Source organism: Cyclobacterium sp. L-R (genome assembly GCF_056859355.1).
Genome location: NZ_JBSXOH010000034.1, coordinates 1 through 19,721, shown reverse-complemented (window position 1 = coordinate 19,721; position 19,721 = coordinate 1). Strand labels below are relative to the sequence as shown.

At 36.1% G+C, this 19,721-nt stretch carries 12 protein-coding genes and 1 riboswitch; of the genes, 3 read left to right on the top strand and 9 right to left on the bottom strand.

All coding sequences use genetic code 11. The features are described 5' to 3' along the window. Positions 1-268: 268 nt before the first annotated feature. Together AC13EX_RS02985 and AC13EX_RS02980 are read left to right on the top strand one after the other, a co-directional pair. On the top strand, positions 269-922 hold the full coding sequence (locus tag AC13EX_RS02985) for a GDSL-type esterase/lipase family protein (protein ID WP_482891485.1): 654 nt from the start codon (positions 269-271) through the stop codon (positions 920-922). A gap of 542 nt (positions 923-1,464) precedes the next feature. Beyond that, a riboswitch (SAM riboswitch) is annotated at positions 1,465-1,569 on the top strand. Between the two features lie 116 nt (positions 1,570-1,685). After that, positions 1,686-2,864 carry a trans-sulfuration enzyme family protein gene (locus AC13EX_RS02980; protein WP_482891484.1) on the top strand — a complete coding sequence of 393 codons (1,179 nt, stop codon included), beginning with the start codon at positions 1,686-1,688 and terminating at the stop codon, positions 2,862-2,864. Positions 2,865-2,944: 80 nt separating this feature from the next. Here AC13EX_RS02980 and AC13EX_RS02975 read toward each other — a convergent pair whose 3' ends face one another. Together AC13EX_RS02975 and AC13EX_RS02970 are read right to left on the bottom strand one after the other, a co-directional pair. Continuing rightward, positions 2,945-4,255, bottom strand: a complete 1,311-nt coding sequence (locus AC13EX_RS02975) for an efflux RND transporter periplasmic adaptor subunit (RefSeq protein ID WP_482891483.1) — start codon at positions 4,253-4,255, stop codon at positions 2,945-2,947. Positions 4,256-4,267: 12 nt separating this feature from the next. Next, on the bottom strand, positions 4,268-5,608 hold the full coding sequence (locus tag AC13EX_RS02970; RefSeq protein ID WP_048644085.1) for a TolC family protein: 1,341 nt from the start codon (positions 5,606-5,608) through the stop codon (positions 4,268-4,270). Positions 5,609-5,847: 239 nt separating this feature from the next. On the opposite strand from AC13EX_RS02970, the gene AC13EX_RS02965 reads away from it, so the two are divergent. Beyond that, positions 5,848-6,645: an aminotransferase class IV gene (locus AC13EX_RS02965; protein WP_482891482.1), complete on the top strand. Its 798-nt coding sequence runs from the start codon at positions 5,848-5,850 to the stop codon at positions 6,643-6,645. Here the strand turns inward: AC13EX_RS02965 and AC13EX_RS02960 are convergent. The 7 genes from AC13EX_RS02960 to AC13EX_RS02930 all read right to left on the bottom strand — a co-directional run bounded on the left by AC13EX_RS02960 (position 6,642) and on the right by AC13EX_RS02930 (position 18,787). Beyond that, positions 6,642-7,436: a thymidylate synthase gene (locus AC13EX_RS02960; RefSeq protein ID WP_482891481.1), complete on the bottom strand. Its 795-nt coding sequence runs from the start codon at positions 7,434-7,436 to the stop codon at positions 6,642-6,644. The genes AC13EX_RS02965 and AC13EX_RS02960 overlap by 4 nt on opposite strands. Before the next feature lie 13 nt (positions 7,437-7,449). Next, positions 7,450-8,496 carry a dTDP-glucose 4,6-dehydratase gene (rfbB, locus tag AC13EX_RS02955; protein WP_048644088.1) on the bottom strand — a complete coding sequence of 349 codons (1,047 nt, stop codon included), beginning with the start codon at positions 8,494-8,496 and terminating at the stop codon, positions 7,450-7,452. Between the two features lie 185 nt (positions 8,497-8,681). Beyond that, a complete protein-coding gene (locus AC13EX_RS02950) occupies positions 8,682-11,129 on the bottom strand; it encodes a GumC family protein (RefSeq protein WP_048644089.1) in 2,448 nt (815 codons plus the stop codon). 2 nt (positions 11,130-11,131) lie between these two features. Then, entirely contained in the window at positions 11,132-11,947 is an 816-nt protein-coding gene (locus AC13EX_RS02945) for a polysaccharide biosynthesis/export family protein (protein ID WP_048644090.1), read from the bottom strand. Positions 11,948-12,031: 84 nt separating this feature from the next. Beyond that, the gene (locus AC13EX_RS02940) at positions 12,032-13,189 is read right to left on the bottom strand and encodes a glycosyltransferase family 4 protein (protein WP_482891480.1); all 1,158 of its coding nucleotides are present in this window, start codon (positions 13,187-13,189) and stop codon (positions 12,032-12,034) included. A gap of 600 nt (positions 13,190-13,789) precedes the next feature. Beyond that, positions 13,790-15,565, bottom strand: a complete 1,776-nt coding sequence (locus AC13EX_RS02935) for a RagB/SusD family nutrient uptake outer membrane protein (RefSeq protein WP_482891479.1) — start codon at positions 15,563-15,565, stop codon at positions 13,790-13,792. 27 nt (positions 15,566-15,592) lie between these two features. Continuing rightward, positions 15,593-18,787 carry a SusC/RagA family TonB-linked outer membrane protein gene (locus tag AC13EX_RS02930; RefSeq protein WP_482891478.1) on the bottom strand — a complete coding sequence of 1,065 codons (3,195 nt, stop codon included), beginning with the start codon at positions 18,785-18,787 and terminating at the stop codon, positions 15,593-15,595. Positions 18,788-19,721 lie beyond the last annotated feature (934 nt).

Below are 19,721 nucleotides of genomic sequence, written 5' to 3'. Positions count from 1 at the left end.
TGCCAAATATTTACTGAAATACACAATTATAACTCTTATTCCCAAAACCATTGTATATAACTGTTTTTCAATGATTTAAATAATAAATAAAATTAATATTTAAGGTTTATTCAATTTACATTTCTTAAAATGGCTAGTAACCATAAAATTAGAAGTACAAAACAAATAACTGTCCGCACCGATTGTCCGCTATTGATACAATCAAGTAAAAAAAGTGTTTTAATTATCGAAGAAATGAAGTATTTTGGGGATTAAAATTCAATACCCGATGATGACAAAAAACAACTTCTTTTTAATTTCACTCTTATTATTTACTTGTTCCTCAGTTTTTGCACAAAATCCTGAAAGATTTAAAGATCAGGTGGCTAAGATTAATAAAGATTATCCTGTAAAAGACAATTTAAATTCGATTGTATTTACCGGTAGTTCCACAATTCGTATGTGGAAAAGCCTGCAAAAAGATTTCCCTGAGCACAATGTAATAAATGGTGGGTTTGGGGGTTCACAAGCAAGTGATTTGAATTTTTACATCAACGAATTGATCCTAGATTATAAGCCTACCAAGGTATTTATTTATGAAGGAGACAACGATCTTTCAGCTGGTAAAACTGTAGAAGACATATTGGTCACATTTGACCTTATCATTAGTAAAATTCACGAAGCACTTCCAGAAACAGAAATCATTCTTATAAGCCCAAAACCAAGTGTTGCTAGATGGGAATTGGCTGATCAATACCTTGATTTAAACAAAAAACTAAAGAAATCCACAAAAGGTAAAAAATACTTAAAGTATGCAGATCTATGGAAGCCCATGCTTGCCGAAGACAAGGAACCTATGAAAGATATCTTTCTTAAAGACAATCTTCACATGAATGAAAAAGGTTATGCCATTTGGGCCAAAACTATTAAGAGGTTTCTATAAAACATTGAGGTAAAAAATAACACAAACAACTTCATTGAACCCGGATTATGTAATAGGATTCATAATGAGTGTTGAAATCGCAAGAATATCAGACTGTTTGGAGATTTTTAGCATAGCACCGCTATGGTGAAATCTCCAAACAGCAACGAAGTGGCTGATTTTAAAGCGATTTCAGCACGTAGTAGAATATCTATTGCATATTTTGGGTTGAATCAAAGGAGTAAGTTCAGCTACCTGTCTTTCAATTGACTCAATTTGCGTTTGAAAGGCAGGTAGTTTAAATACACTCTTGAAAGAATTGTTTTTTAATCTCCTTTATAACTTCTATAACCATTTTTTCCAGGCTTCAGTTGAGCATCCAATAGGCAAACTTTAAGCCCTCTTCCCGAGTCACAAATACTCAGAAAACAAGTTTTTCGGCTTGTTCGATAAAAGGGAGCATTTTATTTTATCTTAAAAACGTCCTTATATTGTACAAAACACAAAAGGAATTTGGAAAATAGCCTTTCCATTCCGTTATTTGCATTAAATTTCAGGAAACTGATTTATAAAGAAGAGGCGAGAGATCAGGCTCTGTGAACCTCTGGCAACCTTCCGAACCAAGGAAAGGTGCCAATACCTGCCCAATAAATAGGGAACGATAAATTAGAAAATAAGACAGCACTTACATTCTCCTTCTTTATCTATCTCGATTATTATATGCTATTCTGCGGCTTCGTTGAATGGGTTATTTTCATGTATGTACGATAAGAAAATTTCTAATATGGATTATAAAAATTTTGAAACACAAGCAGTAAGGATAGCTGCCTCCTCCTCAAATCAAAGAGAACATTCTGCTCCTATTTACTTAAGTTCCAGTTTTGTCTTTGATTCAGCAGAACAAGCTAGGCAAATGTTTGCTGATGAAATTGAGGGGAATATTTATTCCAGATATGCAAACCCTAACACAAGTGATTTAATAGAAAAAGTATGTGCTGCAGAAGGCACAGAGAGTGGTGTCACAACTGCTTCCGGGATGGCGGCAATGTTTGGCAGCATGGCGTCCTTACTTAGGCAAGGAGACCATGTTCTAGCTTCCAGATCATTGTTTGGGTCTACACACCAACTTTTAACGCGTGTATTCCCTAAATGGGGGATTTCGCATACTTATGGAGACATTTCTGAAATTGACCAATGGGAGCGCTTGGTTCAACCAAACACAAAGATGTTGTTTATAGAAACTCCTTCAAATCCGGGACTAGAAATTATAGATTTAGAATACATTGCCAAATTCGCAAATGCACACAACCTTGTTTTGGTTGTGGACAATTGCTTTGCTACGCCCTACCTCCAGCAGCCTGCAAAATGGGGGGCTCATATTGTCACCCATAGCGCAACCAAATTTATCGACGGTCAAGGAAGAGTGCTTGGAGGATTGATATTAGGAAAAAAGGAATTAATAGATGAGGTTCAGTTTTTCATGCGTCATACTGGCCCTTCTTTATCACCTTTTAATGCATGGATATTGGCCAAAAGCATGGAGACTTTGGCTGTTAGAATGGACAGACATTGTGAAAGTGCACTTAAAATCGCTCAGTATTTTGAAGGAAATAAGGAAGTGGATGTAGTGAAATATCCATTTTTGACTTCTCACCCCCAATTTCATCTTGCCAAAAAACAAATGAAACATGGGGGAGGAATCATCACCCTCACTTTAAAAGGGGGATTATCCAGAGCTAAAAAGTTCATTGACCAATTACAAATGATCTCTGTAACTGCCAATTTGGGCGATAGCCGTAGCATTGTTACCCATCCTGCTTCTACCACGCACAGTAAACTTACGGAGGAAGAGAGAGAGAAAGTAGGCATTTTAAATGGTCTTGTTAGGCTATCTGTAGGTTTGGAACATGTGGATGATATAATTCTGGATATAGAAAGAGCACTAGAAAAGTCCAAAAGCTAAAAAAAGGCCCCCAAAATCTATTTTAGATTTTGGGGGCCTTTTTTTAGCTTCTTTCAACAACGCCTGAGCGGTAAATTGAATTATTTTTTACTATCGGCCCCTTCAGGTACAGATACAGTCACTTCTTTGTCATTTTCAAGTTGGGTACTGACAACAAAATAAGGACCTACAATAACTTCTTGACCTTCCTCCAGTCCTTCCAAAATTTCAATATTTTCAAAATCGGAAATCCCTGTTTTTACTTCTTGAATTTTGGCTTTATTGTCATTTTTCAAGAACACCAATTCCTTCATATTTCCTTCGCCCTCACCTGATTCAATTTCTTGTCCAGTCCTCACTGTTACCGCTGCAAGTGGTATAGCTAAAACACCGACCTTCTTATCGGTAATGATCTCTACACTTGCTGTCATTCCAGGGCGAAAAGGGAATGGATTTTCATTAGACACCAAATCTTTATAAGACTCATTTATAATTCGAATTCGAACCTCAAATTCTGTCACAGCATCTGTACTTACCTTTTCATTGGCAGAATTGGCAATTGCTGTAACTACTCCTGTGAATTTTTTACCTGTAGAGGAGTAGGAATCCACTTCTATTAAAGTAGTATCGTTCATACTTATTCGAACAATATCATTCTCATTTACATTTACTCTTACCTCCATTTTTGACAAATCAGCAATCCGTAACATCTCGGTTCCGGCCATTTGAGCTGTCCCTACTACCCTTTCCCCTTTCTCCACGAGAAGGTTGGACACAATTCCATCAGTTGGAGAATAAACATTGGTTAACCTAAGATTTTCACCAGCTTCATCTACAGAGGCTTTCGCACTTTTCACGATAAATTCTGATGCAATAACAGACTGCTTTGATGCTTCAAGGTCGTTCTCTGCTGTTAGAAAATCAGCCTTTATCTGTTCAAAATCAGCATCAGAAATAACCTTATCATTATACAAAGAGAGGTTTCTATCGTAATTAAGCTTGGACCTATTATATTGAGCTTCGGCACGCTTTAGACTTGCCCTTGATTGGGCTAAATTAGCCATTTGCTGATTCAAATTGGCTTGAGCTCGGTCTAGGGCAGAAATGAAATTATCAGGCCTTATTTTAACCAATAGGTCCCCGACTTTTACAGAATCACCTTCATTAACATTTAATTCAATGATTTCACCAGCAACGTCAGGACTCATTTTGACCTCAGTTTCCGGTTGTACCACTCCTGAGGCACTTACCTTTTCAACAATGTCTTTTTTACTAACTTTACCTATCTGCACTTCCAAAGGCTTCTCTCCTCCTATCCATCCGGCTTGCTTTCCAACAAACATTACTATCACTAAGACAGCAACAATCCCTAGTAAAATGTAAATTAATTTATTTGACTTTTTCTTGGCCATTTTTCTGAACTATTAAAGTGTAAGAGGATTTCCTAAATAAAAATCCAGTACTTTGACGCTAAAAACATACTGGTATTTTGCAGTAACCAGGTCTGCTTCTGCATTGAATAAATTGTTTTGCGCAACTTGAAAATCAACGGCATTGATAGCCCCAACTTCAAAGCGTTGTTGTGCCATTCTAAATGATTCACCGAGAGCTTCAACCCTCACCAATGAGCTTCTGTAAGATTGCTCGGCAGCATAGGCAGAGGTATAGGCAGATTCAATATCCTGCCTTAAAAGATTTTTCGCTTCCATTTCCTGGATTTCACTCAAACGTTTTTGCACACGTGCCCTTTGCACCCCTGCCTTATTTCGGAAATTTGAAAACACAGGAATGTTCAAACCGATATTTGCTGATTGAGATAAATTGTTTTCAAATTGTTGAATTAAAGGATCTGGAGTCATAAATGTACTCTGATCTACATAATTGGAAAACACATTGGCACTTAGACTTAAACTTGGAGCAAAGGCTCCCTTGGCGATCTTGACTCCATACTCTGCACTCTTTACAGACAATATGGCTGCTTTGATCTGAGGTAACCTACTCTCCGCAATGGAATAAACTTCACCCACGCCTATATTACCAATCTCTAAACCATCAATACCAACCTCGGGAATAATTATACCAAATGAATCAGTAAATGGCAATTGTAGTGCCTGAGATAGATTTAACTTTGCGATTCGCAAATTGTTTTCCGCATTGATTACTTCCAACTCATTGGTTGCTTTTTGAGCTTCCAAATCCAGCTGATCAGCCTTAGGTAAGGCCCCTGCCATAACCAGGCTTTTGGTTCTTGCCAACTGATCCGTACTTGTTTTAAGTTGAGATTGAGCAATATTTAACTGCTCCATGGAAAAGGCAATATTGATAAAGAGGTTAATGGCATTCAAAGTAATGTTATTCCTCGCGGTCTCCACATTAAGCTTATTGACCTCTACATTTAATTTGGCTTGTTGAATACTATTTCTTACTCTACCTCCTGAATAAATAGGTAAGCTGGAATTTCCTGAAATATTTACATTTCCAATTCTTCTACTTTCAAAATCATTTGTTACCGGGTTAATCGACCTACCCCAACGAAAACCAGAACTTGCTCCCATAGAAAAAGAGGGTAACATCTGTCCTTTTGATTCCAATAAAGTTGCTTCAGAACTCATCAGGTTCATTTCAGACCTTTTGAGGTTTAAGTTATTCTCCAATGCAATCTCAACACTTTGTTCCAAAGTCAATTTACCTGAATTATCTTGGGAGAAAACCACAGTGGACAATCCTGAAACAAATAGCAATAGCAGTAAAATATGCTTTTTCATGAACTTTGGTATTTTATCATTTTTTCAATTAAAAAGTTTATCTTTTTCATTGATAATTTTCGAAAGCTAAATAAGCCAGCTTTTAACAAGCAAACCTAGTGCTAATTAGCCATTTACTTTCAAGTTTAAACCTTTCTCTTTAAAAATCACCTATAAATACCATTATTTAATTAATTTTAACGATAAGAGAACAAACAATAGCCTAGAGTGTTCGTATATGAACAATTCACTGTACAAAAATGAGACAGTTTTTCAAAAATAACACAATTAATTTTAGTGAAGTACAGGAATTACCAATTAATAGGGCATTCCTATTTGGGGATGGACTATTTGAGACAATGGTGTTCACAAATGGACGAATCAGATTCCATGAAGACCATCAGGAACGTGCTAACAATGGGTGCATAAAGCTCAAAATAGATGCTGAACCGGACCTGAACAATGTTAGCAAACTGCTATTGAATACCTTTGGCAAAATTTCGACATTACGGGTACGTTGGAATATCTTTAGGTCAGGGATTGGAAAGTACAGCCCTATGGATAACAAACACATTGAACATTTGGTAGTAGAAGACTTTCAAGCTTCTCCCCTATTTAAAAATAAAGCTTATATAAGCAATGACATCCAGGTTAATGGTACACCATGGTCAGGGACAAAAACCCTAAATGCCCTCACCTATGTTTTGGCCAATATTGAGCGTCAGGAAAAACAAATGGATGATGTAATTCTTCTCGATGACAATGGTTACGTTTCAGAAGCAGGAAGCGCTAATATTTTTTGGGTAAAAAATAATAAGTACTATACACCATCCTTGCAGACCAATTGCATAGCAGGTATAGGCCGTAAGCAAATTATAAATCAACTTAAAACTAATGGAATTAGTTGTCAAGTGGGTGCTTTTGAAAAGAAAGAACTAATGAATGCAGATCAAGTCTTTGTAAGTAATGTTACTGGCATTAGTTACTTCCAACGAATCGATAATAAAATTTTCGACACCAAGCCTGAATCTGCACTCATTTCTCTATTTTCCTTCTAAACTGATACTTCGGCTTTTATCCTTGGATGAGGATCATAGTTTTGCAATTCTATGTCTTCATATTTAAAAGAAAAAATATCTTTTACCTCAGGATTTAACTTTAATTGAGGCAATGGTCTACATTCTCTGCTAAGTTGAAGTCTTGCCTGATCCAAGTGATTGTTATAAAGATGAGCATCTCCCAAAGTATGAATAAACTCACCTGGTTCAAGATTACACACTTGTGCAACCATAACCAAAAACAAGGCATAAGATGCGATGTTAAACGGCACTCCTAGAAAGACATCCGCGCTTCGCTGATACAATTGACAAGACAATTTACCATCAGCTACATAAAATTGAAACAACAAATGGCAAGGTGGTAAAGCCATTTGATCCACATCGGCTACATTCCATGCGCTTACAATAAGTCGTCTAGAGTTGGGATTTTTCTTTATTTGATCAATAAGATTTTTAATCTGATCAATTTCTCCTCCTTTACCATCAGGCCAATGCCTCCACTGGTATCCATAAACAGGGCCTAAGTCACCATTTTCATCTGCCCATTCATCCCAGATAGAAACCTTATTGTCCTTTAGGTATTGGATATTGGTATCACCGGCCAAAAACCAAAGTAATTCATGGAAAATCGAACGTGTATGGCATTTTTTAGTAGTCACCAAAGGAAATCCTTTTGATAAATCATACCTCATTTGGTATCCAAAAACACTTAATGTGCCTGTACCTGTTCGATCTCCTTTTTTGATACCGTGGTCCAATATATGTTGTAATAACTGGTGATATTGTTGCATACTTTATTGCTTTTTAACTATAGTGCTGTTGGTAATATTTTTGGTAATCACCTGAAGTAACGCTATCTAGCCAGGTCTCATTCTCAAGGTACCAATCAACTGTTTCTTCAATTCCCACTTCAAAGGTAAGACTAGGTTTCCAACCCAATTCTTTGTTGATTTTATCTGCGTCAATTGCATAACGTTGGTCATGCCCTGCACGGTCTTTCACAAAGGTAATTAATTGTGCTGAAGCACCTTTATCCCTACCTAATTTTCGGTCCATGATTTCACATAGCAGCTTTACAATATCTATGTTCTTCCACTCATTAAAACCTCCAATATTATAAGTCTCATTGGTTATCCCCTCATGAAAAACAAGGTCAATGGCTCTTGCATGGTCTACAACAAATAACCAGTCTCTAATATTTTCACCTTTTCCATAGACAGGCAAAGGTTTGTTCTGCTTGATATTGTGAATACAAAGAGGAATAAGCTTCTCAGGAAATTGATTTGGCCCATAATTATTTGAGCAATTTGAGATTACTGTTTTCAAACCATAGGTATTAGCATAAGCCCTAACAAAGTGGTCCGAAGCGGCCTTTGAAGAAGAATACGGAGACTGAGGGTCATAAGGAGTCGTTTCAAGGAAATAACCTCCATCATCTAGAGATCCATATACTTCATCCGTAGAAACGTGATAGAAGAGGTGGTTTGCTTTGTCTTTCCAATGATTCTTTGCCGTATTTAAAAGATTTACAGTACCCATTACATTGGTTCTAACAAATGCCAACGGGTCTGTAATGGACCTATCAACATGAGACTCTGCAGCCAAATGGATTACATCTGTAATCTGATAATCGTTAAAAACTTCTTTTAAATGGTCTTCATTATTTATATCAACTTTTGCGAAGGTATAATTTTTTTCACCTTCGATGTCTTTCAAATTCTCCAAATTACCAGCATAGGTCAGGCAATCTAAATTTACTATCCTGTAGTTAGGGTATTTTTTTACAAAAAGTCTGACAACATGAGAACCTATAAAACCAGCACCTCCAGTAATCAATATTGATTTTTCCATTATATAATAATTTAGAATAAAATAAGTTTTTAAAATTTAAAAATAAACCGCGAAACAAGTAATAATTTTGCCGCATCAAACTGGAAATAAAACCAGACCAACCCCATACTATCTTATTTCTTAAAAGCCACAGTTCAATACGTATCTATCCAAGGGCACCCTTAAAGTTATTTGTCATTATGAAATCAAGCCCTAAATTTTGCTAGAATCTTCTCTAGCCAACTTGTTTTGAATTTTCCTTCCTCCATATAGTAACCGTCACCATAGCTGTTTTTCTTCATATAAGAGTAATTGTACCCATACCCATAATTGTAACCGCCAAAATCATAGGTGTCTCCCCCACTTTTCAGACCATTAAAAATAGCATAAAAATTTCGCACCTGATCATTTGCATATAGATCATTTATCATTAGCAAGTGATTTTTGTGGGTAAAATCATGTCTAACTATGTAAAGATTAACATCTGAAAAACGTAGCAAATCCATCGTTTCAGAAACCAGTCCAACTGGAGGGCAATCCATAATAATGATATCAAATTGTTGTTCCAATTTTTCCAAAAACCCCTCCATTTTATCCTTTAGTAGTAATTCAGCTGGGTTTGGAGGAACTGCTCCTGAAGGAACTGCGTATAAGTTTTCATAAGGCGTTTTAAGGATAATTTCATCTGCAGAGTCCTTGTCTACTAAAAATGTGGATAGCCCTTTTTTATTTGAGATTCCCAGGTATTTAGCAAGTTTAGGTTTTCTAAGGTCAAGCCCGATGATACAAGTTTTTTTTCCACTTAAGGCCATAGCTGAAGCAAGGTTCAAGCTAATATAAGTCTTACCCTCTCCAGAAATACTGGAAGTAACCAATATTTTTTTGCATTTCTTTTCACTAGCTATATAAAAAAGAGCTGACCGAAGGGACCTAAAAGACTCTGAAGCTAGGGATCTAGGATGTTCGGCTACTAATAAATTGGTGTTTTTATCACTGTAACCTATGGTTCCTAGCAATGGGATTCTTAGTAAATTTTTCAATTGGATCTGATCCATCACCCTGTTGTTCAAGTAATGAAAAAGAACTAAAAACCCAAAGGGGAGAAAAAAACCTAAACCAATAGCATAGGTGTAGTTCTGTGTCTTTTTAGGGTAAATAAGTGTCCCTCTTTTGGCATAGTCTACAATGCTATTATCTGGAACATTAGATGCTTTGGCAATTCCCGCTTCTGCTCTTTTTTCTAATAAGTAAGTGTACAGATTTTCTCTTAATTTAAATTCTCTCAGAATATTGGTGTAATCCGATTCTGCCTTAGGTAGATTAGAAAATTGTTTATCAAAGGAGATTAATTTTTTTTGATTTTCCTTTTTCTTGCTTTCCGTATTTGAAATAAGGTTCTGAATATTTTCGAAAATATTCTCTTTCAATCTCTCTATTTGTTGATCCAAAACCTCGACATCAGGATGTGTATCTTTAACAATAGAAAGCAACTTTCTTCTTTCCAATGAGAGGTCTACCAGAGACTTAATCATCTCATTAAATAGCCCATCCGTAATACCTATCACAGAAGGGGCTACAATTTCTTCAAAAGAATCTGTCTTATTGACGAGGTAACTTTTTAAAGTTTTATAGTATGCCAACTCAAAGTCAATGGCTTGAATATTGGCTTCTAAAACCTGAATATTGTTTAGTACTCCTCCAAATTCGGCATTCACATCGAGCATTTTATTTTGCACCTTAAAAAGCTGCATTCTCCCTTCTACAGATTTCAAAGAATCCTCAACGATATACAGTTGTTCCTCTATAAATTTTAAAGCATTTTCTGAAATTCTATTCTTTTCTTTGAGGTCATACTCAAGAAAAGCATCCATTAGAGCATTGATATAATCACTTCCTTTTTCTACAATCTTAGTGACTGTACTAATCTCCAGCACCGTACCATAATCTATTAGTGGCCTAACCTGAACTGCGTTGGAATAACTATCTATTAAAGCTGATGGTGAATGAAGCAAAAATTCATAGGTATCATACTGTCGCAAATTGTCAAGTAAGAAAATTTTAAATTTAGCATCTTCACCAAGCACATCTTCACCAAACTTCCAATCCTTTCTAAAGACATCCCGTTCTTCTTCCTCATACTTATTACTCATGAAGAATTTATCCAACAAGGTGTTTTCTCCGGGAAGTAACCTAAAAGTAGTATCTGAAAGGATATTTATTCTTATTTTCCTATTGGTTATTTGAGGATACTCCCAATCTACCTCTACCTTAATAGGACTGTTTTTATACAGTTCAATTTCTTTAATATTGGTAGAAGCAAAATAACTTACATCAAAATGAAGCTGTTGCAAGGCCTCTGTTGCAAGGTTTTTTGAAGAAAAAAGCAAAATATCATTGGTGAGGTTTTCCCCACCTGAAAAAATATTGGACCTATCCAAAATTCTCACTTCAGGGGAAGCATTACTTTTAATCATTACACTGCCTTTTACCTCATACTTTTCCATTGTATACCTGTGAAAAAGAAAAACGACAATTAATCCGATAATAATACAGATCAAATACAAAGGCCAATACCTAAAGTATTTGATCAAATAATATTTAATATCAATCGGCTTTTCTTGTTCGTCAAACTGGGATAAATCGAGATTTTCCATAATTAAAAAAGTCCTGAGGTGATTCCATAAACAAACATCATCGCAGTGATAATAGAAACCCCCAGCTGTAAACTTGCAGTTAAATTTTCTCCTGAACCAATTTGTCTGATTTTCATTGGTTGAAGGTATAAAATATCATTGGGCTGTATAAAGTAATAGGGAGAGGCTAAGAGTTGCCTATCGTTAAGGTTAATTTGGTGAATTTTTGTTCCACCATCATATTGTCTTATCAAAAACAATTCATTCTTCCGGGCCAATATGCTTGATTCGCCGGCCATGGATATGGCATCAAAGATAGTTGCTCGATTTTTCAATATAACTTTTGGCCCAACTTGGCTGAACTCTCCCAAAGTAGTAAATCTTATTCCACCAATTCTTAATTTAACCTGTACCTCATCTTTGAAATAATAACTGATTGATTCCTGCACCTTTTCTATAGCCTCAGCTTCAGTCAACCCTGAAATTTTAATGGGTTCCAAATTGGGAATTCTGATATAGCCATTTTTATCTATTGAATACCCCGAAAAATAAAACACATCCATAGCACCGCTAGTACCTCCAGACCTCCCAATCCTAGAAGCATTGGCCCCTTGAAATTCAAATGCTCTTAATAGGTCTTGATTAGAGGAGGCAAAATCCACATCTATAATATCAAAAGGCTGTAATACATACTCATAATCCACTTGAGCGTAAGGGATAAATTCATCAAGTTCTATTGGCGAATTCCCATCTAAATTTTGAAGATAATTGATTCGCTTATTACTTATACAAGAAGTAATTAAAACAAAAAACAAAACCGGTAGGACCAGCCTCTTCATAGAAAAATAGTTTATGATCACCTTCAAAATTAATTAAATATGTACGTTTTGGAAAAAAAAAGAGGGTAATTAATTTAATGTACCTTATTTCGCTTCCAATAAGCGATTATAAGCATTATAAATTTCTTTTTGAATGGATTTTCTTTCAAATTTATCAATTACACGTTGGTAGAGATTTTCAGCATACCCCTGCATGTCTGCCCTTCTTACAAATGCAAATTCCATGGCTTCCTTCAAGGCAGATACTAGTCCTACCTGAAATACTAAGGCTGTTTTTTTATGCTTAACCAAATCAGTATTTCCAGGGATGTCTGAACATATTATTGGGCAACACATCGCTCCCGATTCTAGCAACACATTGGGAAATCCCTCTCTGTAGGAGGGATGAATCAATACATCAGAGATAGCCATATAATGCGCTACATGATTTGTCCAAGGCACATGTACTATCCTTGGATGATCAGTTATCTGGTTAATCGTTTTAGGGTCAAGTGGGTTTAGGTCTTGTTCAAAATCTCCCAACAATATTAATTTTGACCTGTTGACTATCTTTGACTGGATAAAAGCTTCCACCAAATCTGCTATTCCTTTATCCTTTACTAACCTACCCACTGATAAAATAAGAAAATCATCATCCCCCGGCACAATTCTCATGGTGGCCGCAACCAAATGATTTTCCTGAAGGTTGTTCCTATCAAAAACTTCTAAGTCAACCCCATTTGAAGACCCTTCACTAATCACCCTTACCTTCTTTGGGTTAACTAGTTTTTTCTCCACAATGAATTTCATTAATGAGTGAGAATTTGGCCAAACTTCATCTGCAAAACGATAAGTAATTTTCTCAATATCTGACAAAAATTTTGCCTTCCTCCCCTTTTCAACGATAAAAGGGAGTCCTGCTAAGGTATGAATCTTAACAGGAACCCCTGCCAACTTAGCAGCAATCATCCCAAGTAAACCAGCTTTAGGGGTATGCGTATGTACGATATCTGGTTTTTCCCTTTTAAAAAGCTTGAAAAGTAACCATAAACAGTAAATATCCTTAACTGGGGTAATCTTCCTAGTGAAAGGGATCACTTCTTTCCTTATGCCTTTTTCGTTTTTTAATACATCTAACCATTCCTTTCCTTCCCCACTAACCATTAGCACGTCAAACCCTTTATCTGACATGTAACTCATTTGATTTTTTAATAATAATTTGAGAGAAATGGGAACAGTTGTGATCCTAATTAACTTCGGCATTCAGCTATTATTTATTTAAAAGGTCAAATATACCTATTATATCGGTTGAAAAATAAAATATTCTATCCTCTAGGCTTCTATTTTTTCTCTTTGAAAACGAATAGATTTGGTGTATAGTGGATTTTCTATAAGATTTATTTTAATCAATCAAAAAGCACACCACAACATGAATTGATAAAACTCTTCCAAACTAAGAATACAAACCTTTGAAAATCAAAGAATTTAATGTTATTAACCTATTAAATAGGCAAGTAATAATCATAAAAAATTAACAATCACCTTGCTCTATTTTACTTCATTATTTTTTTTGAACAACCTTAATCAAAGTACCATAAACTTATATAAAAAAAATAGGTCATAAATACCCATTTAAAAGTCCGATTAAACCCGGATTGTGTAATAGGATTTCTCCGTCCTGACAATAGTCAGGGGTGAAGCCTGTCCTGTATTTACGAAAAATGTTTCAATCGAAAGAAAATCAGCCTGTATGTAGAATATTTTAGCACGTAATAGATTGTCTATTGCATATTTCAGTTTAAAGAAAAATAAAAAGGGTGAGATTAACCTCACCCTTTTTACTATTTAATAAGTTTAAATTACTTAATCGAATGCTGGATCTTGAACCAAGGTTGGTGAACCATCTTTGAAAGACCTTTCAATGGCCTCTAGAGGCACAGGAAAATACTCATGAACCCCTTTATCAAAGTTGGCATTACTAAGATAAGTCCTTTTCGTTCCTTCCTCATCTAGGTAGGCATTCATCGTCTCAGCAGCAATTCCCCAACGTTGCAAGTCAAAGAATCTATGTCCTTCCATGGCAAACTCAAGTCGCGTTTCCATTCTCACAGCTTTCCTTGCTACATCAGGATCTGTCCATGGAGTATCATAGGTTGAGATCACATAATTAGCAGCAGGTTCTCCTTCTACAATTGTATAATCATTCCTCTCAGCACCTTGTATAGCTTTAGGTACAAAGCCATCCGGATTGGCTGCTCTTGTTCTTATTAAATTAACAAGCTCTCTTGCTCTTTCCAGATTTCCCAACTCTACTTCCGCTTCTGCCAGCCATAGTATTACCATATCCAAACGCATAATTCTGTAGTTGTTCGCAGACAATCTAGGATTTGCGCCTATACCGAAAAACTCAGGTTCTGCTACATGTTTGATTGGAGAATATGGCCCTGCATAATTTTGATCCCTAATAAAATCACTTCCATGAATTTTATATCTTTTATAAAGGATACCTCGTCTACCTACAGTATGATCCAATCTCGGATCCAAAGGTCCTTCGTAAGCATCAAATGGGTCATCCCAGGCTAAACCTTGATCGTTATTTACATCACTATCATTGAAAGTATCCAATAATGGAAGACCGTCTGCTGAAGTTTTGTAAGCATTTACCAAATTTTGAGAAGGCTGATAAAAACCACAGCAACCCCAAGGATCAGTATACGGATAATTCAAAGTTGTCCCTTCATTGGCGGCAGCAGTAGTTGCACTGGAAATTGAAAATTGAATCTCAAAAATAGACTCTTCATTGTTCCTTCTTCCCACCAAGAAATTTTCTTCAAAGGTATTGGTAAGTGTGAATGGTCCATTGTTCAATATATCATCCAAAAGTGTTTTCGCTTCAGCCAAAACAGTAGCATTGGCCGCCCCAGTAGATTGATCCCAGCCTTGAAACATTTTGGACTTTGCAAGGAAAGCTTGTGCCGCCCATTTGGTAGGTCGTCCCACATCCACCTGGGATTCTGGCAATGCATTCATTGCAGCCTCAAAATCAGCCTCAATATTAGGCCAAATCTCCTTATCATTAGGAACTTTACTACTTTCTAAATCAATTAGATCGAAGGTATTGTCATCTATATAAGGTACTCTTCTCCACATTTTTCTTGCCTCCATATGAAAAAAGCCCCTTAAAAATCTAGCTTCAGCTATAATCTGTGCCCTTCTCTCATCAGAAACATCAGCTGCTGCTTTAAGCGTGTTAAGCACGTCATTTGTTTTGGCCACACCTTTGTAAACAGCCCTCCATTTATTCCTTAGGTGCAAATTGGTAGGCTGAAAATCAAAAGCTTCCAAGAAGGATTGCTCAGGTTGATCCCCTGCATCTGTACCTTTGTAAGCGTCATCAGAAACGACGCCACCATATACCCAGTTGTCTATAGTTCCATTCCATCCAGACTGTCCGTCTAGTCCATACCCATCTATCATCGCGTAAGCTCCTAATAGAAGCCCTTCTACGCCTTGTCCATTTGCCAAATCAACTGTACTGAATTGACCCTGTGGAACTGTTTCCAAAAACTCTTCCTGACAGGAAGAAATGGACAATCCCAGTACAAATGCGGTAGCAATTTTTAAATATATTCGTCTCATTAGTTTGCTTCTTTATGTTATGAATGATTAAAACGTAACATTTATTCCCAAAATCAAATTTCTGGAAATTGGCATATAACCCCCATCAAATCCGACAGTATTGTTACTTCCTGTTTGAATTTCAGGATTAGTACCAGTGTATTTAGTCACAGTAAACAAGTTCTGTCCCTGGAAATAAATGGCTGCATTACTCATACCTATTTTCTTAAGCAATACATCAGAAAGGTTGTATGTCAATTGCACATTTCTCATCCTAAAGTAAGAGCCATCCTCAACAAAATAACTGGAAGGTCGGCTACTCACCTGGTCATTTATATCCATGATAGGGAAAGTTCCTCCTGGATTACTAGGTTGCCAAGCATCGTACAATGCTGTCTTGGATTTGTTACCTTGGAACGTATTAAAATCAGTCCAGTAGTTAATGTAATTAAAGATATCATTGCCTACTGATCCGTTACCGAATAAAGCAAGATCCCAGTTTTTATATCCTAAATTTATATTGATACCATAAACAAAGTCTGGATGTGGATTTCCTATTACGGTTCTATCAGCATCAGTGATAACGCCATCATTGTTCACATCCTGAACCTTAAATTTACCTACCGCATTGTAATTACCATAAGCTGGATGGCCATCTACTTCCTCTTGGGTTTGAAATATTCCAAGGTTGTTATATCCGAAAAATGAAGAAATTGGATAGCCTGCTTGTGTAATCGTAACTGATGGTACTCTTGTCGAGGTTCCAAACAATACGTTATCATCATTCTCAGCCAAATTATCTACATTGTTTCTATACATAGAGATATTACCGGAAATCCCATATCTTAACTCTCCACCCAATGCAGTATCATCCAAGCCTAAGTTAAGGTCAATTCCTTTGTTAGTCATTTGTCCAACATTGAAGAAAGGAGCCGTTGCGTCTCCATGACCATAATTAATTGGGGTTTGGAACAACATATCAGATGTCACTCTGTTCCATAAATCCAATTCAAAATAATACTTACCGTCCATAAACTCAACATCCAATCCTATATTGTTGGAGGTAGTAGTCTCCCATTTGGCATTAGGATTCCCAAAACGTTGTGTATCAAAACCCAATGCTGGTGTAGAACTTGATCCATCTATTGGATAGCCCGCATTGAAAATATTTGACCTATAAGTGGTGTAGGCATTATAGTCTCCGATCAGTTGATTTCCAGTCTTACCCCATCCGTATCTCAATTTCATATCGGAAACAAAAGGCAATGCATCAGCTACTGCTGCCTCATCTGATAATCTCCAACCTAAACTAAATGCAGGGAAAGTTGCATTTCTGGATGCAGCAAGAAATCTAGATGAACCATCATTTCTCAATATAAACTGAACCATGTACTTCCCATCATAGGAGTAATTCAATTTACCAAACTGTGAATAAAGACGGTAATCGCTTTCTACACTCCCAAAGTTTGTTGCCGTATTAGGATCTCCCAAATCAAGATAGGAGATTATAGGATTGGTCTCAAAAGCAAATCGCTGACGTGACGCACCAAATATCTCTCCAAATTCTTTAATTGATTCTAAACCCAGATAAGCATCAAATGCATGAACATCATTAAAGGTTTTTGTATAACTTACTGTATTGGTCCAAACCCATTGATAAGAATAGGAATTCTCAGCAGTAGAGCTATTTACAAAATTACCCTCCACATATTCCGGCTGAGGTCTACCAATATATCTTGCTCTACGGTTGTTGGCATCTATACCAAAACTAGACCTTACATTAATATTGTCCGTTAAATCTATCTGAGCATAAACATTACCAAATGCCCTCAATTCAAGATTTCTATTGTCTTTTGCTCTTTCCAAGAAGGCAACTGGATTGTAATTGTTCCCAAGATTAGCACCACGGCTACCAGCGAAATTACCCATAATGTCATACACTGGTAATAATGGGTGTTGTAGGGAGGAACTAAATACAGCATTTTGTTCTTCGTTATTTCCTCTTGAACCATTTCCAAAACCACCTTTTCTATTGCCTACTGTTACAGAGAGATTTTCCCCAATCGTAAGTCTATTATTAAGCGCTTTAAATTCTGTATTTGCTCTTAATGAATACCTGTCGTAACCAATATTATTGATTACACCATCCTGACTAAAGTAATTAAGAGAAAGGGCATACCTTCCATTTTCTGTACCTCCATTGGCCGTTACCTGATAACTTTGTATTGGTGCAGTCCTGGTAGAAGCGGCCCACCAATCGGTGTCAGCAGCTCTTGTAATAGGGTAGATATTTCCTGGTCTAAGGGCATAAAGACTAGGATCCACTGCTGGATCTCCTTCCATCGCACCACTTGGGAAAACATAATCTGGAATACTTACTTCACCATTAGGCCCCCAGGAATATTGTCCATGAGTCGGAGCGGTATTTGGGTTTCCGTAAATATTGGCCAGATACAAGTACTCTCCTAATTCCTCTGCATTAAGTGGGTCGGGACCACGGTCGGAGGTTTGTGTACCATAATAAGCATTAAAAGAAATAGTAGGTTTACCTACTTTACCTCTTTTTGTGGTGATAATAATCACCCCATTTGCCGCTCTTGATCCATATATGGAAGCTGCAGATGCATCTTTCAATATCTGAATGGATTCAATATCGTTCGGGTTCAAATTACCTTGTTCCTGAGTAGGTACTCCATCAATAACATACAATGGATCGTTATTATTAATAGTACCAAATCCCCTAATTCTCACTGTTGCTCCTCCTCCTGGGGTAGCATCATTGACAATCGTAACACCTGCAGCCCTTCCTTGAAGCTGTTGGGCAAAGGTCGTTGCGGGAATGGCCAATAATTGCTCTGAATCAACAGAAGTAACGGCGCCAGTAATTTCTCTTCGAGATTGAGATCCATAACCTGTTACTACTACTTCATCCAAACCACTTAGCCCTTGTTCTAAAACAACATCTATGGTTGTCCTGTTTCCAACAACTTCTTCGACGTTATTGAAACCCAAAAAGGAAAATACCAAAGTTGCTTGTTGATTGGCAACTGTTATGGTGTAATTACCATCAAGGTCAGTGACTGTTCCACTTGATGTACCTTTTACTAAAACGGCCGCTCCCGGAAGAGGATCTCCCAGATCGTCCGTTACTGTACCAGAAAGTTCTATCTGAGCCAAGGTAAATCCCGTACTCACTAACAGAATCAACAGTACTAAACTGCACAATTTGTAAATTTTTAACATAAGTAAATTTTAGGTTTAAGTAATTAATCAAATTAAAGAATTCAAAAGGTATTGGTCATAAATAACATTTTCATGTAAACCTTATAAACCCATATTTGTTTAGAACAAACAAATATTAATTTTAAACTGGAAATTGGATTAAAAGGAAAGTCATAATAGTTTTTGTTTAGCTGTCTGTTATATCCAAACAATAATAAATTTATTAAAAAAAAATTGATCAAATTGATAAATGCAATTTTACCATTTTTTCTGTCAAACAAAAGCAATTTGATGATAATTTTTGACTCACAAACCTATAGTATCAATAGTCAAACAACAATAAATTAAAAATTTATGATGATAAATATGCAATTTTTTATTTAATTTTTAACATTTATAAATACAATAATTGCGGAAAATAATTTTAAATAAAATATAATCAAAGTAAAGCATGATAAAAACACATAAAATTTTCTTAACAACCATGAACTACAAATTCAATTCCTGTAGATACTTAATTAAAAGCCATAAGCTTTTAATTTTATTTTCATAGCAGTTTTCAATACATAGAACTGGAAGAATAATTTAATTTTATTTTCGGTAAGGTTACCGCTTTTAAATTTATTTATAAAAATATATAAGAGTAAGTATAAATTTATGTCGGAAATTTTTTTAAACATACTGAATCAAGTTTTCAATCTTACAATTTTTACTGAGATAATTGGACTCAATTACAGAAAAAATTACTCCTTTCAGAAGATCATAATCCTATTTCTCTATACTTAAACCCGAAATAGGCAATAGACAATCTATTACGTGCTGAAATCGCTTCAAAATCAGCCACTTCGTTGCTGTTTTCAATTTCACCATAGCGGTGCTATGCTAAAATCTCCAAACAGCCTGATTTTCTTGCGATTGCAACACTCATCACGAATCCTATTACATAATCCGGGTT

Coding starts and splice junctions, on each gene's coding strand:
- AC13EX_RS02985 (WP_482891485.1), top strand. CDS start 269: ATGATGACAAAAAACAACTTCTTTTTAATTTCACTCTTATTATTTACT.
- AC13EX_RS02980 (WP_482891484.1), top strand. CDS start 1,686: ATGGATTATAAAAATTTTGAAACACAAGCAGTAAGGATAGCTGCCTCC.
- AC13EX_RS02975 (WP_482891483.1), bottom strand. CDS start 4,255: ATGGCCAAGAAAAAGTCAAATAAATTAATTTACATTTTACTAGGGATT.
- AC13EX_RS02970 (WP_048644085.1), bottom strand. CDS start 5,608: ATGAAAAAGCATATTTTACTGCTATTGCTATTTGTTTCAGGATTGTCC.
- AC13EX_RS02965 (WP_482891482.1), top strand. CDS start 5,848: ATGAGACAGTTTTTCAAAAATAACACAATTAATTTTAGTGAAGTACAG.
- AC13EX_RS02960 (WP_482891481.1), bottom strand. CDS start 7,436: ATGCAACAATATCACCAGTTATTACAACATATATTGGACCACGGTATC.
- rfbB (WP_048644088.1), bottom strand. CDS start 8,496: ATGGAAAAATCAATATTGATTACTGGAGGTGCTGGTTTTATAGGTTCT.
- AC13EX_RS02950 (WP_048644089.1), bottom strand. CDS start 11,129: ATGGAAAATCTCGATTTATCCCAGTTTGACGAACAAGAAAAGCCGATT.
- AC13EX_RS02945 (WP_048644090.1), bottom strand. CDS start 11,947: ATGAAGAGGCTGGTCCTACCGGTTTTGTTTTTTGTTTTAATTACTTCT.
- AC13EX_RS02940 (WP_482891480.1), bottom strand. CDS start 13,189: ATGCCGAAGTTAATTAGGATCACAACTGTTCCCATTTCTCTCAAATTA.
- AC13EX_RS02935 (WP_482891479.1), bottom strand. CDS start 15,565: ATGAGACGAATATATTTAAAAATTGCTACCGCATTTGTACTGGGATTG.
- AC13EX_RS02930 (WP_482891478.1), bottom strand. CDS start 18,787: ATGTTAAAAATTTACAAATTGTGCAGTTTAGTACTGTTGATTCTGTTA.